This window comes from Streptomyces sp. NPDC037271 (genome assembly GCF_055603605.1).
In genome coordinates, this window is record NZ_JBVJVN010000019.1 from 91,653 (window position 1) to 107,334 (window position 15,682).

Sequence of the window (15,682 nt, forward strand, 5' to 3'; positions counted from 1 at the left end):
CCGTGGCCGGACCCGACGTGCTGGACCTGTGGGACCTCCGGGTACGTGAACACGCGGACGCGCCCGCGCTGGTGACGCCGCAACGGGTGCTCACGTACCGGTCGGTGGACCGGCTGACCGATTCCTGGGCCGGTTCCCTGGCCGCGCGCGGCGCGGGCCCCGGGCGGCTGGTGGGCCTCGCGTTCCCCGACCCCGGGCGCACGGTGCTGGGCATGGTCGCGGCGCTCAAGGCCGGGGCCGGGTTCACCGTACTGGACGACCGGCTGCCCGCCGCCGCCCGGGACGCGCTGGTGCGCCGTACGCAGGCGGTGGTGTGGCTCGGCGACGGCGCCCACGCACCCGCGACGGCGTACGTGCCGGCCGGGCCCGGCGACACCGGTGGCGGAACGACGGACGCGGACGGCTCCGCCCGCCCGCAGCCGCTGCGGGCGGCGACCGGCGGTGACGTCGCGTACGTACTGTTCACCTCCGGGTCCACCGGGCAGCCCAAGGGCACGGTCGTCGAGCGCGACGCGCTCGGCCGGTTCGCGGCCGCGGTCACCGAGCGGCTGGAGCTGGCCCCCGGGGACCGCTGGCTCCAGGTCTGCTCGCTGGGATTCGACGTGCTGATCGAGGAGGTCTTCCCGGCGCTCGTCTCCGGCGCGGCCGTGGTGTGCCGGGCCGGCACCCGGGCCCTGGACGCGGAGGAACTGCACACGACGATGGCCCGCACCGGGACCACCGTGGTGGAACTGTCCACGCAGTACTGGCTGGAGTACACCCGCTGGCTCGACGCGCGCGGCCTGACCACCCCGGCCGAACTGCGCCTGGTGGTGGTCGGCGGCGAGCGGATGGACCCGCGGCCCTACCGGGACTGGCAGGCCCGCCAACCGGCCCGGCTGGCCCACGTGTACGGGCTGACCGAGTGCACCGTCACCTCCACCTTCTACACCGGGCGGCTCCCGGCCGACGCCGAGGAGGTTCCGCTCGGCACGCCGCTGCGGGACGTGGAGATCAGTGTCCGGCGCGACGGGCGGCCGGTGCCGCGGGGCGAGACGGGCGAGATCCACATCGGCGGACCGCTGCTGGCCCGCGGCTTCCTCGGCGACGAGGCCGCCACGGCCCGCCGGTTCGTCCCCGACCCGCTGTCCGCCGTCCCTGGGGCGCGCGTGTACACGACGGGCGACCTGGGCCGGATCGACGCCGACGGGAACCTGGTCTTCCTCGGGCGGCTCGACGACCAGGTGAAGATCCGCGGCCATCGGCTGGAGCCGGCCCGGGTGGAGCGCGCCCTGTGCGCGAACCCGGCCGTGGGCCAGGCCGTGGTGTTCCCCGACCCGCGGACCGGAACCGTGCTGTGGGCCTTCACCGTCCCGGCCGACCCGCGGCTCGCCCCGGGGCCCGGCGAGGCGGTCCGCGTGACCGGGGCCGAGCGGGACGCCATCGTGGCGCCGTTGGAGGCGCACCTGCCCGACTGGGCCGTGCCCAGGGTGCTGTTCCGGGTGTCCGTCCTGCCGAAGAACCCGCACGGCAAGATCGACAAGCGGCGGCTGGGCGACTGCGTCGCGGCGTCGGGGACGGCGACCGCCGTTCCGGGGCAGCGCCCGGACTCGGCCGACACCCCGGCAACGGTGCCGGGCGTCGGCGCCGCGCCGGAGTCCTCCGGCGAACCGCTGTCCACCGTCGTGGACCTCTTCCGCGAAGTCCTGGGCGCCCCGGCGCTCGGCCCCGACGACGACTTCTTCGAGCACGGCGGGCAGTCCCTGCTCGCCATGCGCCTGCTCGCACGGATGCGCGAGGCGTTCCCCGCGGCGGCCGGACTGCGGGCGAGCGCCCTGTTCCGTTGCCCCACTCCCCGGCTGCTGGCCGGGGCACTCCCTGCCGCCGGGACCGCCCGGCCCTGACCGGCCGCGGCGCGCGCGGACCGCTGTCGCGCACCTGACGGGTCATCGCACCACCCGGCACCACCCGAGGGCCCGCGGGCCCGGCCTCCGGCCGCCCGTGGGCAGTAACCGTCCCGACACTCGACGAGAGTTGGCCATGTCGAACCTCACCGACCAGTCCACGCGCAGCTACACCCTCACGCCCGACGAGGCCGCCGCGACCGCGGAGCTCACCCGCGAACTGGCCGCCACCCACCCCTCCTTCGACGACACAGGTCTGCTGCGGGACCTGCCTCGGCTCGCGTCCCGGCTGCCGCTGGGCGTGCAGCGCTTCCTGCGCGACTTCAAGCTGGGCGACCGCCACGGCCACGTACTCGTCCACGGGCACGCGTTCGACCAGCAGCGCATCGGGCCCACCCCGGACCACTGGCGCGGCCGTCGGCGGCCCGGCCCGGAGTACCCCGAGGAGCTGCTGCTGATGCTGTACTCGGCGCTGCTGGGCGAGCCCTTCGGCTGGGCCACGCAGCAGGACGGCCACCTCGTGCACGACATCTTCCCGATCCGCCGGCACGAGAACGACCAGCTCGGCATGGGCAGCAAGGAGTTGCTGACCTGGCACACCGAGGACGCCTTCCACCCCTACCGCAGCGACTACCTGATCCTGGGCGCGCTGCGCAACCCCGACCACGTGCCCACCACGGTCGGCGAGCTGGACCTGTCCTCGCTGTCCGCCGACGACATCGACATCCTCTTCGAGCCGCGCTTCCACATCGCGCCGGACGAGTCGCACCTGCCGAAGAACAACACCATCACCTCCGAGGAGGAGGCGGCCCGGTTCGCCACGATCCAGAAGATGCTCGACGAGCGGCCGCTCGGCCCGCTGCTGTACGGCTCGCGGCAGGACCCGTACATGCGTCTGGACCCGTACTTCACCTCCGTGCCGGAGGACGACGCCGACGCCCGTCGCGCCTACGACGCGCTGTTCAAGGTGGTGGACGCCGGGATGCGGGAAGTGGTCGCGGACCAGGGCGACGTGCTCGTCATCGACAACCACCGGGCCGTGCACGGCCGTCTGCCGTTCCAGGCCCGCTACGACGGCACCGACCGCTGGCTCAAACGCGTGTGCGTCACCGCCGACCTGCGGCGTTCCCGCCCGATGCGGGCCACGGCCGAGACCCGGCTGCTGGGCTGAGCGCACCGGTGGCCCTCACCCTCACCGACCTGTCCCGCGATCCGTGGCTGCTGCCCGAGGTGGACGCCCTGACCGGCGCCAACATGCCCGCGTTCATGAGCTGGGAGTCCCCCGGCAACTGGCGCTGGCACGGGATGTACGAGCGGTTCCCCGCCCATCAGCTCTGCCTGCTGGACGACGCCGGGACGCTGCTGGCGGCGGCCAACGGACTGCCGGTGCGCTGGGACGGCACCGCCGCGTCACTGCCCTCCGGCAGTGACGAGGTCCTGGTGGAGACCGTCGACCACGGCCCGCCGGACCACCCGGACGCCGTCTGCATGCTGTCCGTGTCCGTCGATCCCGCGCACCGGGCGGCCGGTCACGCCGAGCGGCTGCTGACCGAGGTCCGCACCAGGTCCGCCGGGTGGTGCCCGCGCGGGCTGATCATCCCGGTCCGGCCCACGCGCAAGCCTCTCTACCCGCTGATCCCGATCGAGGAGTACGCCGCCTGGCGCCACCCCGACGGCCGCTGCTTCGACCCGTGGCTGCGTACGCACCTGGAGCTCGGCGCCCGTCGGCTGGGAATCGCCCGCCGGTCACTGGTGATCCGTCAGCCGGTGTCCCGCTGGGAGGAGTTTCTGGGCCATGCGCTGCCGGGTCCGGGCGACTACCCGTTGCCCGGCGGCTTGGTGCCGCTGCGGGTCACCGACGACGGTCACGGGACGTACGCCGAGCCCAACGTCTGGGTGCATCACCCGGCCGTCGTGCCGTGACCGGCGCCGCGCGCCCCCCGCGCCGCGGCGTAACCCCTGCCGAGCCATCCCCTTTCCGACCCCCTGGAGAACCCATGCCTCCCGTACGCCTCGCCCTCGTCGGGTGCGGTGCCGCCGCCCGCGGCTGCCACGTGCCCGCGCTGCCGCCCCTGAAGGGCGACGTGCAACTGACCGCACTCATCGACCGGGATCCGCGCCAGGCGCGGGCCGCGCTCGAGCTCTACCGCGAACTCGGCGGCACCGGCGCCGACGAGGTGGTCGTCGCCACCGACCCGGCCGAGGCCGCGGACGCCTTCGACGCGGCGGTGGTCGCCGTCCCGCACACCGTGCACGCCCGCACCGTGGAGTCACTGCTCGCCGCCGGCAAGCACGTGCTGCTGGAGAAGCCGATGACCACCTCGGTCGAGGACGCCCGGCACCTGGTCACCCTGGCCGCCGACGCCTCCGCGCCGCTGCTCGCGATGGCCCATCCACGGCGGCTCTTCCCCGCGTACGCCTGGGTCAAGCGGCTCGTCGAGAACGGCGAGCTGGGTGACGTGGTGCGCGTCGACTGGGCGGAGGGCCACCCGTACGCCTGGGAGCCGGTCTCCTGGTCGATGTTCGACCGGCGGCTCGCGGGCGGCGGGGTGCTCACCGACACCGCCTCGCACGTCTTCGACACGCTGCTGTGGTGGCTCGGCCCCGACGTGGAGGTCGTCCGCTACGAGGACGACTCCCTCGGCGGCGTGGAGGCCGACGCACGCGCCCACCTGCGGTTCGGCCAGGTCGACGTGCACTGCGAGTTCAGCCGGCTGCGCGACCTCGGCATCTCCTGCACGGTGACGGGCACCAGGGCGACCGTGACCATCGGCACGGACTTCCCGGCCGGTGAGTGCACCCTGGTCACCTCGGACGGCGTGGAGTTGCACCGGGGCGACGTCGCGGCGGTGGCGCCCGCCCAGGACGAGTGGGAGCTGCTGTTCACCGAGCAGCTGGCCAACTTCGCCGCGGCCGTGCGCGGCACCGCCGCCGTGCACTCCGGCCCCGAGGACGGCCTGCGCGTCGTCGAGCTGATCCAGGCGTGCTACGGCGGCGCCCACAAGGAGGCCGCCCGGCCGTGGACCGTACGCGGCACCGCCCCCGACAGCACAGTGCTCGACGGCCGCACGGTGGCGGTCACCGGCGCGAGCGGCTTCATCGGCGGCCGCGTCGTCGAGCGGCTGGCCCTGGGCACGCGGGCCCGCGTCCAGCCGGTGGTGCGCGGCTTCGGCCGGGCCGCGCGACTGTCCGTCCTGCCGCAGGACCGGCTGGAGTTCCGCCGGGCCGACCTGCTGGACACCGACGGGCTGCGAGCCGCCTTCCACGGGTGCGACACCGTCGTGCACTGCGCCTTCGGCAGTTCTGGTGACGAGACGGACCGCTGGGCGGCCTCCGTGGAGGGCACCGCCAACGTCCTGGCCGCCGCCCGCGCCGCCGGGGTCCGGCGGGTGGTGCACCTGAGCACCATCGACGTCTACGACCCCGCCGCCGCCGGCGAGCTGACCGAGGAGTCACCGGGCCGCCCGGCCGACCCGGCCGACCGCGAGTACGAGCAGCAGAAGCTGGCCGCGGAGCAACTGGTCGTCGACGCTCACGGGCCCGGCCTGGAGACCGTCGTGCTCCAGCCGGGCGTGGTCTACGGACCGTGGGGCGGCCAGTGGACCACCGCCCAGCTCCAGCGGGCGGAGGGCGACTTCGCCATGCTGCCGACGGGTGAGGAGGGCGGCGTGTGCAACGCCGTGTACGTCGATGACCTGGTGGACGCGGCGCTCCTGGCCGCAGACCGGGAGTCGGCCGCCGGGCAGCGCTTCCTCGTCGGCAACGGCGAACCGCTCGGCTGGGGGCGGTTCTTCGACGCGTTCCGTGCCCTGCGCGGCCTGGACGGGCCGTCCGGGCCGGGCACCGGCGACCCGGTGCCCGACTGGGAGCTGGAGCTGTACCGCTCGACCGCGCGGGCCCGGTACGACAAGGCCGAGCGCCTCCTCGGCTTCACCGCGCGCACACCCTTCACCGAGGGCGTCGAGCTGACCGGGCAGTGGGCGGCCTGGGCCCGGCAGGTGCCGGAGGCGCGGTCGTGACGGGGGTCACCGACGTTCTGGTGGTCGCGCCGCACCCGGACGACGACGTCATCGGCTGCGGCGGTTCCATCGCCAAACACGTTCGCAACGGCGCCCGGGTGACGGTCGTCGTCGTCATCGGACGCGAGCGCAGCGCCCTGGACGACGCGGTCACCGACGCGGAGTTCGCCGCCGAGACGGAGACGGCCGCGAAGACGCTGGGCGTGCACCGCTGCGTCCGCTTCGCCGAGCCGTCACGGGACTTCACGCTCTCCCGCCGCGTGCACCTCGCCCTGGTGCGGGTGATGCGGGAGGTGCGGCCGCAGGTGGTCTACCTGCCCCATGACCACGACGACGACGTCGAGCACCGCATGGTGCACCAGCTGACCACCGAGGCTCTGTGGATGGCGCAGTCGGAGTTCTTCCAGGAGGCGGGTGAACGGCCGATGCCGGCGCCACACCTGGTGCTCGGGTACGAGGTGTGGGCACCGATGGCCCGGTTCCAGTACACGGAGGACATCGACGGTCAGATCGAGACCAAGGTCGAGGCGATGCGTGCGTACGTGTCGCAGTTGCGCCACGCCGCCTGGGACGAGGGCATCCGGGGGCTGGCCCGCTACCGGGGCACCGTCTCCGCGGGCTCGGGCCACGCGGAGGTGTTCCAGGTACTGAGCCTGCGCACTCCGCCCCCGGCCGGCGGACCGTCCACCGGTCGGGCAGCCACGGCCGGTTCGCAGGGCGAGGGGACGGGAGGCGGCCGTGACTGAGCGGCTCCTGGCGTGCGGTCTCGGCTCGGGGATGGACCGCTCGCTGGCTGAACTTCGGTCGCCGCGGCGGGAGTTGCTGGTGGTCACCGATGCGCCCACCGACCGGGCCCGGGCGGCGGCGGACCTGCTCCTGGTCTGCGACCCGACCGACAGCACGGCGGTCCTCGCGGAGCTGTCGGCGGCCGGTGTGTCCCACCTGGACGGCGTGTTCTCGCTCGGCGCCGACAACCCGCCGGTGATCAGCGTGCTGGCCCACCGGTTCGGCTGTCCCGGCCTGCCCGTGGAGACGGCGCTCGACTGCACGCTCAAGGACCGGCGGCTGGCGATCCTGCGCGAGGCGGGCCTCGACCTCCCCCGGTTCGCGACCGCCGAGAGTGTGACGGAGGCGCTGCGGGCGGTCGCCGAGGTCGGCCTGCCGGCCGTGATCAAGCCCAGCGACCAGACCGGTTCGCTGGGCGTGATGAAGGTGGAGTCAGCCGAGGCGGTACGGCAGACGGCGGCCGAGGCGCTGCGTCTGAGCCCCGTCGGCCGGATCGTCGTCGAGGAGTTCCTGGAGGGGACCGAGCACACGCTGGCCGCCTTCATGGTCGACGGCGAGCTCCACCGGTTCGGTTTCGCCGACCGGGAGTACGGGCGCAAGGAGGAGTTCGCCCCGTACTTCTTCGAGGGCGGCGACACACTCCCCAGCCGGCTCACCCCCGAGCAGATCGAGGAGGTCACCGACACCGTGCGGCGCGGGGCGCGGGCCCTGCGCCTGGACCCGGCGGTGATCAACACCGACATCCTGCGCACCCGTGACGGCCGGGTGGTGCTGCTGGAGATCACCTGCCGGCTCACCGGTGCGCGCATCGCCACCGAGGTGATGCGGCTGGCCACCGGCGTGGATCCGCTCCCCAACCTGGTGCGGCTGGCGCTGGGCCGCCCACTGGAACTGTCCGAACTGCGTCCGACGCGCGGCGGAGCGGCGGTCCAGCGGTTCCTCCCGGCGGACGGCGGGGTGGTGGAGTGGGTCGGCGACCCGCGCGACATCACCCGCCGGGCGGGGGTGCACGACGTGTTCTGGGGCATCGAGTTGGCGCCCGGCGTGGTGGTGCCGCCCTACCGCGGCGGGGCCGACGTCCTGGCGGGGGTGATCGCGTACGCCGACGATCCGGCCGAGGCGGAGGCGATCGCCGAACGCACCCTGCGCGCGCTGCCCCTGCGGTTCAAGGCTCCGGCGGAATGACCACGACAGGGACGACGACCGCGCGGGGACCACTGGGCGCGCGCAGCGGCGCGGACACCCGCGTGCACACGGATACGCACACCGACGAGACGAGGGAGAACGGGATGGCCACTGATCCGGTGGACGAGGCCGCGGTCGAGAAGGGGCTCGCGCGCACCGCCGTGGTCGTCGCCCTGCGCGACGACCTGCGGATCGCCGACTGCATCGCGTCGATCGACGAGAACGTGGAGATCGTCCTGGCGCTCAACGGCCCCAGCGACGCGGTGCTGAAGCTGATCGCCGAGCACCCTCGGCCGCTGACGGTCACCGAGATCGACGACGTCGGCAACCTGGGCGCGGCCTACAACGCGGGCGCCGCCGCCACCGACCGGCAGTACCTGCTGCTCATGGACTCCGACTGCACCTTCGCCCCGGGTGTGGTGCGGGCCATGGTCCGCGCGGTGCTGACCGCCCCGGTGGTCAAGGGGCAGGTGGTGTACGGGGAGTCGGACGGGCTGCTCAGCAAGCTGACCGCCCGGGTGCGGGAGTTCGACGAGGGCGACTACGTCAGTGCCCTGTCCCCGCCGCTCGTCTACAACCGGGCGATCGTCGACCACATCGGCGGCTACCACTTCGACGGGCTCATCCACTGGTGCGAGGACCGGGAGTTCGACTTCCGGCTGCAGATGGCCGGCATCCCGGTGGTGTACCTGCCCGAGGCCCGGATCTTCCACGACGCCCAGCACGGCTTCGCGAACATGCGCAGCTACTTCCGTTACGGCGTCGGCGAGGGCATCGCCCAGGAGACGGGCGTGTTCACCACGCCGGCCGTGCCGGTGCTGTGGCGGCTGTACGAGGCGACCAGGACGCTGGTGCACTGCGCCCGCGACAAGGGCGCGGGCGCCGCGGCGTACTACGCCCTGCTGAAGATCGCCTTCCACGTGGGCACGGCGCACCATCTGCTCAACGACCCCCACCGGGTCCGGGACCGCTACCCGGCCTCGGCCAAGCGGGCCCGCATGGTTCGATCGATCCCGCAGCACAGCACCCGCCTGTCCGGGGCCCAGCTGCGGCGGCTGCGCCGGGCGCACTGGGAGGCGGGCCGGCGGATCGAGAAGGTGACCGACCTGTCGGTCTTCCACCCCGACGCCGCCGGCCCGGCCGCCGCGTCAGCCGCCGGCGAGGCGCGGGAGCAGCAGGCGTGAGGGATGGTCACCGCCGTGGTGGACGGTGTGGTGCGCGACCACCCGGGGATGGACGTCGAAGCGGGGCGCGTTACTGGCCGCGATGTCCAGACGAACACGGTGCCCGGTGCGGAACACATGGCCGATCGCGCCGAGGCCGACGGTGACCTCGACCGGCCGGCCGGGGGCGGGCGGGGTGCCCGCCCCCGGCGCCGTCGCGGGCTCCAGCCGGAGGATGCCGTCGCACAGCAGCTCCGCACGCCCGTCGGGCCAGACGTCGACCAGCTTCCCGGTCACGTCGGCGCCCGCCGCGTCCGCGGTGACGTACACCGTCAGGACGGTGTCGCCGACCACGGTCAGCGGGGCGGTGAGCGGGTCACCGGTGAAGCACAGGACGTCGCCGCGCCGCTCCACCTCACGCTGGTCGAGCGGACCGCAGTCACCGCCGGTGAACTGGCCGGGCAGTGCGGTGGCACCACCGGTGGTGGGCACCGGGTCGGCCGGATCGTGGCGGATCGCGTCGCGGCCGGCGGCCCGCGGTGCGCCTCCGGGCGTGAGCCGCCGGCCGTCCAGGTGGAGCACGTACTCCTCGGTACCGGGGACCGGCCAGTCGGGGAAGGCGCGCCACTCGTCGGCGCCGGTGAGGAAGAGCGTGACCGGCTCGGGGGCCACCGCACCGGTCCGCCGCCGGCGCAGGTGACGGTCGAAGTGGTCCAGGTGCAGGCCGGTGACGTCGAGCTCCCGCTCGTCGGCGGCGAGCCCGTAGCGGCGCTGCGGAAAAATGCCTCCGGTGACGCAGTGGGACCAGGGGCCGACCACCAGACGCGTCTCCACGCCCTGTTCCCGAATTCCCCGGTAATTCTCCAGGGCGCCGGTGAGAAATATGTCGTACCAGCCCGTCAGATTCAGCACCGGAACATTTATGGACGGATACGCCTCGCGCGGTGCGCTGCGTTTCCAGTACGGGTGCCCGGAAGGGTGCTCGAGCCATTGACGGTAATAGGGGGCGAGCCGGTCCAAGAGGTCCGCGGCGGCGTCGGGATCCTCGTACAGCGCGTCGATCCGGTCGACCGCGCCGGCCACCTCGGCCAGCTCCGGCCCCGCCAGCCCGGCCCCGCTGAGCAGCAGGTCGTACAGCACCCAGTAGAGGAGGAAGCCCAGCTGGAAGGCGCCGCCCTGGCGGGTCCAGCCCTCGTCGAACCCGGAGCCGGCCACGTGAGGGGCGATGGCGGCCAGTCCGGACGGTCGCTCGCCCGCCGCGAGCAACGCCGACATTCCCTCGTACGAGCGACCGAACAGGCCCGCGGACCCGTCGCACCACGGCTGCCCGACGGCCCAGGCGACGGTGTCCGCGCCGTCCGCGGCCTCGTTCCAGTACGGCTCGAAGGTGCCGCCGGAGGCGAACCGGCCGCGGACGTCCTGCACCAGCAGGGCGTATCCGGAGCGGATCAGTCGCAGGCCGTCCACGGAGGCACCGCCGGGGTTTCCGGCCTTCCCGTAGGGCGTTCGCCGGATGAGCACCGGCACCGCCCCGGCCGTCTCCGGGCGATAGAGGTCAGCACTCAATAACACGCCGTCCCGCATGGGTACTTTCACATCGTATTCCACAACAGTACGCACCGGCCCATATTCCAACACATCATAGGAATTCACAATGGAGTCCTCCGCAGCTTCTTTGCTTGAACCGTTTTTCGACACGGCGCGCGACGATCCGGACCGTCCGGCCGTCATCGACAACGGCCTCGTTCTCACCTACGGCCGCTTCGCCGCCCTGGTGCTGACGGTGGCCGCCGCCGTGGAGCCGCGCACGGCCGGGCCCCAGCCGCCCGTGGGCGTCGTCGTGCACCACTCGGCCCGTGACGTGGCGGCGATCCTCGGCGTGCTGGCGGCGGGACGCGCGTACGTGCCGCTGGAGGCCCACCACCCCGAGGCCAGGCTGGAGGACATCCTTCGGCGGGTGGGCTGCCGGGAGGCGGTGGTGACCGCGGAGACCGGCTGGCAGCCCGCCGTCGAGAAGGCGATCCGGCCCCGCTGGACGCTCTTCCCCACGGCGCCCCCCGCCCGGCCGCGGCCGGGCCCGCGGCCGGAGGACCCGGCGTACGTGCTGTTCACCTCGGGGTCCACCGGCGAGCCGAAGGGCGTGGTGGTCCCCCACCGGGCGCCCGCGGCCGTGGTGCCGTCGCTGCGCGGCCTGTACGGCGTCGGCGAGGGCGAGTTCGTGCTGCACTTCCACGGCGCGGGTGGCGACACGAGCCTGGAGGAGATCCTCCCTGCCCTGACGGGGGGCGCCACCCTGGTCATCGACGACGGGGCGCGGGAGGGCTTCGCGCGAGTGGCGGAGGAGCAGCAGCTCTCGGTCGCGGTGCTGCCCACCGGGTTCTGGGACAGCCTGACGGCCGATCTGCTGCACCAGGGCGCCCGGCTGCCCGCGTCCCTGCGCACCGTGGTGATCGGCGGCGAGGCGGTGCGCGCCGACATGCTGGAGCGCTGGCTCCGGCTCGGCGGCACCGAGCACGTCCGACTGCTCAACACCTACGGCTCCACGGAGACCGCGCTGGTCACGCACGCGGTGCAGCTCGCCGGGCCGGGTGCCCCCGCGCTGCCGGAGTCCGGCGGGGACCTGCCCATCGGGCTCCCCTTGCCGCACGTGGGCCAGCGGATCGACGAGACGGGCGAGTTGTACGTCTCCGGACCCGGCCTGGCACTCGGCTACCACGACAACCCGCAGGCGACGGCCGACCGGTTCACCGAACGCGGCGGCGTCCGCTGGTACCGCACGGGCGACCTGGTCGGCGAGGCGGCCGGCGGTGTCCTGGTTTTCCGGGGGCGCTCCGACCACCAGGTCAAGATCCGCGGTTTCCGGGTGGATCTGCTCGACGTCGAAGCGCTGGTCGGACGGTGCGAGGGAGTGTCGTCGGTCGCGGCCGCCAGGGTGGACCGGGCCGGGCACTCCTCGCTGGCCGCGTTCTTCGTACCGCTGCCGGACGTCGAGCCGGACACGGTCGCCGCGGGCATCCGCGACCGGCTGACCCGGACGGCGCCGCCGCACCTGGTGCCGAGCCTGATCGTGCCGGTGGACGCGCTGGAGCAGACCCATACCGGCAAGGTGGACCGCAACGCGACCCGCGACCACCACCTGGGCACCGTCGGGGCCGCCCGATGAGCGCCGCCGCCATGAGCCCGGGCGCGGACGCCCGGGCACTGGCCGCGTACGCCTCGGACAGGCTCGGGGTGGCGCTGGTACCGGAGTCCGCGCACGGCGACGACAGCGGCTGGGACTTCCGCGTCACCCACATCCGCGCCGCGGACGGCACGCCCTGGATCCTGCGGCAGCCGCGGCGGCCCGAGGTCTCCGGCCGGCTGGCCGTCGAGGGCGCCGTGCTCGGCGCCGTGCGCGACCGGGTCCCGGTGCCGGTGCCCGACTGGCGGCTGCACACACCGGACCTGGTCGCCTACCCGCGCCTGTCCGGCGTGGCTGCGGGAAGCGAGGACCCTGCCACCCTTGTCTACGGCTGGTCGATGGACCCGCTGGCCCGCCCGGACCGCTACCTGGAGCCGCTGGCCCGCTGCCTGGTCGCCGTGCATTCCACGCCCTTGGACGGCACCTGGAAGCTGCCGGGACGGCACCCGTCCGGCCCCGAGGCCATACGCTCGGAAGTCGCGGACAAACTGGCGCGCGCACGGGCCGAACTGGAGCTGCCCGCCGCCGGGGTGCGGCGCTGGCAGGAGTGGCTGGACGACGACCGTCTGTGGCCCGGCCGCCTGGTGCTCGTCCACGGGGACGTGCACCCGGGCCACACCCTGGTGGAGCACCGCCCGTCCGGCCCTCCGATGCTGTCGGCCCTGCTGGACTGGGCGAACGCGGGCATCGGTGATCCTGCGGTGGACTTCGTCGACATGCTCTACGCCGGTGGCACGGTCCTCCTGGACCGGCTCCTGGACGCCTACCGGGCGGCGGGCGGCGAAGTACCCGCCGGCCTGCGGTCGCACATCCTGATCCGGGCGTCCTTCCTCTGGGTCCACGTGGCGCTGCGCGGCCTGGACACCGGCCGCCCGGCGTGGACGGAGACCGCGCTGCGGAGGATGGCCCGGTGAGCGGCACGACGGCGTACACGGTCCACGGCTCCGGGCGGCCGGTGGTACTGGTCGCCGGTGCGGGAGGCGCGGGCCGGATCTGGGAGCACCACCAGGTGCCCGCGCTCACCGCGGCGGGCCACCAGGTGATCACCTTCGATCACGGCACCACCGGCTCCTGCGCCGGTGAAGTGGCCGCCGAGGTACGGCGGCTCCTCACCGCTCTGGGGCTGCCGCCCTGCCCGCTGGTCGGACACTCCCTGGGGGCCCTGGCGGTACAGGAACTGCTCCTCACCGATCCGCACCTGGCGAGCGGCGCGGTGCTGGCCGCGACGCGGGGACGGCCCGATCCGGTAGGCGACGCGCTGGCCCGCGCCGAGGCCGCGCGCGCCGAGACGGGCGGCCGGCTGCCGCCGGAGTACGAGGCGTTCGTGCGGATGGTGCAGAACCTCTCCCCCAGGACGCTGGCGGACGAGGACGCGGTCGCACCATGGCTGGACCTGTTCGAGATCGCCGTGCTCAGCGGTGCCTCCGCCGCCGCGCACCGCCCGCGCCCGCCCGTCACCGACCGGCTGGCCGCGTACACGCGGATCACCACGCCCCTGCTGGTGGTGGGCTTCGCCGACGACGTGCTGAATCCCGCCCACCTGAGCCGTGAGGTGGCCGCGGTGATCCCCGGCGCCCGCTACACGGAGCTGGCGGACACCGGCCACCTCGGTTTCCTGGAACGGCCCGACGCCTTCAACACCGTCCTGCTGGACTTCCTCGCCGCCCTCCCCACGACCGACCCCGGAGCGTCCCGTGTCCACTGAGTTCCCCGCTGAAGCCCCCGCCCCGGTCGAGGTGGTGCACGTCGGCCACGAGCAGCCCGAGTCCTGGAACGCGGCCGTGTACCTGTGCGGGCCCACGCCCACCGACCCGGGGGAGCCTTCCTGGCGCCCGTCCGCGGTCGCCGCCCTGCGTGCCGCCTGGGACGGCCCGGGCCGACTGGTGGTCTTCCTGCCGGAGCCCGCCGCGGGCGGGTCCTACCCGCCGTACGCGGACCAAGTCGCCTGGGAGGAGGAGGCGATGCGCCGCTCGGACGTCGTCCTGTTCTGGATCCCCCGGGTGATGAACCGGCTCCCCGGTCTGGTCTCCAACATCAAGTGGGGGGTGTGGTACGACTCGGGCCGGGCGGTGCTCGGCGCGCCGCCGGAGGCCGAGCGCATGGCGTACCTCCTGCACTTCGCCGAGACGTTCGGGGTGCCGGTGGAGCGCACCCTTCCGGGGGCGGCGGGAGCGGCCGTGCGCGCGGTGGGCCGCGGCTCGCGCCGCACCGGCGGCGAGCGGGCCGTCCCGCTCGTGGTGTGGCGGTCCGAGAGGTTCCGGAGGTGGTACGCCGCCCGCCGGGCGGCGGGCTGTCGGCTGCTCGACGCGCGCGTGGAGTGGTACGAGCGGGCCGCGGCCCCGGACGGAGGCCCGGCCTGGCTGCTGACCGTCACGGTCGCGCCGGGCGACGGGGGCACTCCGTCCGTGTGCCGCCTGCTGTCCGCTCAGGGGCAGGGCATGCTCATGTAGAGCGCCTGCTCGCCCTCGGAGGGGGTACCGGCGTAGAGGGCGGTGTCCAGCCCGCAGAAGGCGAAGCCCATCCGCCGGTACGCGTGGATCGCGGGCGCGTTGATGTTGGTGACCTCCAGCCAGAGGTGCCCGGCACCCCGCTCACGGGCGAACTCCACCGCGAGCCCCATCAGTGCCCGCCCGACCCCCCGCCCCCGGTGCTCCGGAGCGATCTCGATGTCCTCGACGGTCAGCCGGCGGTTCCACTCGGAGTACGAGACGGCGACGAACCCGGCCAGGTCGCCGACGGCCCCGTGGGCGACGAAGGTACGGGAGTCCGCGTCATCGCGGTCGTCGCCGTCGTCGCCGTCGTCGTCGGACTCGTCCTCGGGGAACACCTTGGTCAGGGGCGGGTCCACCGCGATCTCCCGCAGGGCGAACCCATCGTCGGCGACGGTCACCTGGAAGACCGTGCCGGTGGTGAAGGAGCCGTCCAGGGCCTCGATGGCCTCGGCGTCCCCGGGGACGGCGGTGCGGTACTGGTAGGCGGTGTTGTCAACAGTGGTCACGGTACGACGCTAGGGCCCCCGGACCACGACGGGACGGCTTTCGGCCGACCACGCCGGCGCCCCCTCGGACGCGGCCCGGGCTCGCAGGGGTACGCCGGGTCGGCGGCGGTGCCGTGCGGGAACGCCGTACGCGTTCCACTCCGCCACGACCGCCGCGGCGGTCACCGGGCCAGCAAGCCGGACCGCTCCCGTGCCCGATGCCGGCCACTTGCCGACCTGAGCGGCCCGGTTACGTCCCTGGCCTGCGGTGCGCCAGGTGGTCGAGCGTGCCTTCGCCTCGCTTCACGCCCCCGGCCAGCCGCCACCGGGTCGGACCGGAAGCAGGCCGGAACTGATCGACCGCCACCGCCAAGTGGCCGCGGAGTTCCGGACGTCGGACCTCCCGCCCGCGGGGGCGGCGTGCGTCACCCGACGGCCTGGCGGACGTCGGCCCGCCGCTTCGGCGCATCGGCCAGGGCGGCGAGTTC

At 74.1% G+C, this 15,682-nt stretch carries 13 protein-coding genes; 11 read left to right on the top strand and 2 right to left on the bottom strand.

What is annotated here, in order from left to right:
* Nucleotides 1-2 precede the first annotated feature (2 nt).
* The 7 genes from ACZ7G3_RS26600 to ACZ7G3_RS26630 all read left to right on the top strand — a co-directional run bounded on the left by ACZ7G3_RS26600 (nucleotide 3) and on the right by ACZ7G3_RS26630 (nucleotide 9,057).
* Nucleotides 3-1,883 (top strand): non-ribosomal peptide synthetase, encoded by a 1,881-nt coding sequence (locus ACZ7G3_RS26600; protein WP_470928530.1) that lies wholly within the window; start codon nucleotides 3-5, stop codon nucleotides 1,881-1,883.
* Nucleotides 1,884-2,019: 136 nt separating this feature from the next.
* Nucleotides 2,020-3,054 (top strand): arginine beta-hydroxylase, Fe(II)/alpha-ketoglutarate-dependent, encoded by a 1,035-nt coding sequence (vioC, locus tag ACZ7G3_RS26605; protein ID WP_470928531.1) that lies wholly within the window; start codon nucleotides 2,020-2,022, stop codon nucleotides 3,052-3,054.
* A gap of 8 nt (nucleotides 3,055-3,062) precedes the next feature.
* Entirely contained in the window at nucleotides 3,063-3,806 is a 744-nt protein-coding gene (locus ACZ7G3_RS26610; RefSeq protein WP_470928532.1) for a hypothetical protein, read from the top strand.
* A 74-nt stretch (nucleotides 3,807-3,880) separates the two neighbouring features.
* Nucleotides 3,881-5,902 carry an NAD-dependent epimerase/dehydratase family protein gene (locus ACZ7G3_RS26615; RefSeq protein WP_470928533.1) on the top strand — a complete coding sequence of 674 codons (2,022 nt, stop codon included), beginning with the start codon at nucleotides 3,881-3,883 and terminating at the stop codon, nucleotides 5,900-5,902.
* Nucleotides 5,899-6,648, top strand: coding sequence for a PIG-L deacetylase family protein (locus ACZ7G3_RS26620; RefSeq protein WP_470928534.1), 750 nt, complete (start codon nucleotides 5,899-5,901; stop codon nucleotides 6,646-6,648). Before ACZ7G3_RS26615 ends, ACZ7G3_RS26620 begins: the two co-directional genes overlap by 4 nt.
* A complete protein-coding gene (locus ACZ7G3_RS26625; RefSeq protein WP_470928535.1) occupies nucleotides 6,641-7,873 on the top strand; it encodes an ATP-grasp domain-containing protein in 1,233 nt (410 codons plus the stop codon). Before ACZ7G3_RS26620 ends, ACZ7G3_RS26625 begins: the two co-directional genes overlap by 8 nt.
* Complete coding sequence (locus ACZ7G3_RS26630; protein WP_470928536.1) at nucleotides 7,870-9,057, top strand: glycosyltransferase family 2 protein; 1,188 nt, start codon at nucleotides 7,870-7,872, stop codon at nucleotides 9,055-9,057. The genes ACZ7G3_RS26625 and ACZ7G3_RS26630 overlap by 4 nt, the downstream gene beginning before the upstream one ends.
* Here ACZ7G3_RS26630 and ACZ7G3_RS26635 read toward each other — a convergent pair.
* Complete coding sequence (locus ACZ7G3_RS26635; protein WP_470928537.1) at nucleotides 9,022-10,632, bottom strand: CocE/NonD family hydrolase; 1,611 nt, start codon at nucleotides 10,630-10,632, stop codon at nucleotides 9,022-9,024. The genes ACZ7G3_RS26630 and ACZ7G3_RS26635 overlap by 36 nt on opposite strands.
* A 79-nt stretch (nucleotides 10,633-10,711) precedes the next feature.
* On the opposite strand from ACZ7G3_RS26635, the gene ACZ7G3_RS26640 reads away from it, so the two are divergent.
* From ACZ7G3_RS26640 to ACZ7G3_RS26655, 4 genes are read left to right on the top strand one after another with little or no spacing between them, the layout of a single operon-like run.
* Nucleotides 10,712-12,199 carry an AMP-binding protein gene (locus tag ACZ7G3_RS26640; RefSeq protein WP_470928538.1) on the top strand — a complete coding sequence of 496 codons (1,488 nt, stop codon included), beginning with the start codon at nucleotides 10,712-10,714 and terminating at the stop codon, nucleotides 12,197-12,199.
* Entirely contained in the window at nucleotides 12,196-13,131 is a 936-nt protein-coding gene (locus ACZ7G3_RS26645; protein WP_470928539.1) for a macrolide 2'-phosphotransferase, read from the top strand. The genes ACZ7G3_RS26640 and ACZ7G3_RS26645 overlap by 4 nt, the downstream gene beginning before the upstream one ends.
* Nucleotides 13,128-13,922, top strand: a complete 795-nt coding sequence (locus tag ACZ7G3_RS26650) for an alpha/beta fold hydrolase (RefSeq protein WP_470928540.1) — start codon at nucleotides 13,128-13,130, stop codon at nucleotides 13,920-13,922. The genes ACZ7G3_RS26645 and ACZ7G3_RS26650 overlap by 4 nt, the downstream gene beginning before the upstream one ends.
* A complete protein-coding gene (locus tag ACZ7G3_RS26655; RefSeq protein WP_470928541.1) occupies nucleotides 13,912-14,667 on the top strand; it encodes a nucleoside 2-deoxyribosyltransferase domain-containing protein in 756 nt (251 codons plus the stop codon). Before ACZ7G3_RS26650 ends, ACZ7G3_RS26655 begins: the two co-directional genes overlap by 11 nt.
* On the opposite strand, the gene ACZ7G3_RS26660 is transcribed toward ACZ7G3_RS26655, so the two are convergent.
* Nucleotides 14,643-15,215, bottom strand: coding sequence for a GNAT family N-acetyltransferase (locus ACZ7G3_RS26660; protein WP_470928542.1), 573 nt, complete (start codon nucleotides 15,213-15,215; stop codon nucleotides 14,643-14,645). The genes ACZ7G3_RS26655 and ACZ7G3_RS26660 overlap by 25 nt on opposite strands.
* Nucleotides 15,216-15,682: the final 467 nt, after the last annotated feature.

Excerpts from the sequence above, each read along its gene's own strand:
- vioC (WP_470928531.1), top strand. The coding sequence starts at position 2,020 with ATGTCGAACCTCACCGACCAGTCCACGCGCAGCTACACCCTCACGCCC.
- ACZ7G3_RS26615 (WP_470928533.1), top strand. The coding sequence starts at position 3,881 with ATGCCTCCCGTACGCCTCGCCCTCGTCGGGTGCGGTGCCGCCGCCCGC.
- ACZ7G3_RS26630 (WP_470928536.1), top strand. The coding sequence starts at position 7,870 with ATGACCACGACAGGGACGACGACCGCGCGGGGACCACTGGGCGCGCGC.
- ACZ7G3_RS26645 (WP_470928539.1), top strand. The coding sequence starts at position 12,196 with ATGAGCGCCGCCGCCATGAGCCCGGGCGCGGACGCCCGGGCACTGGCC.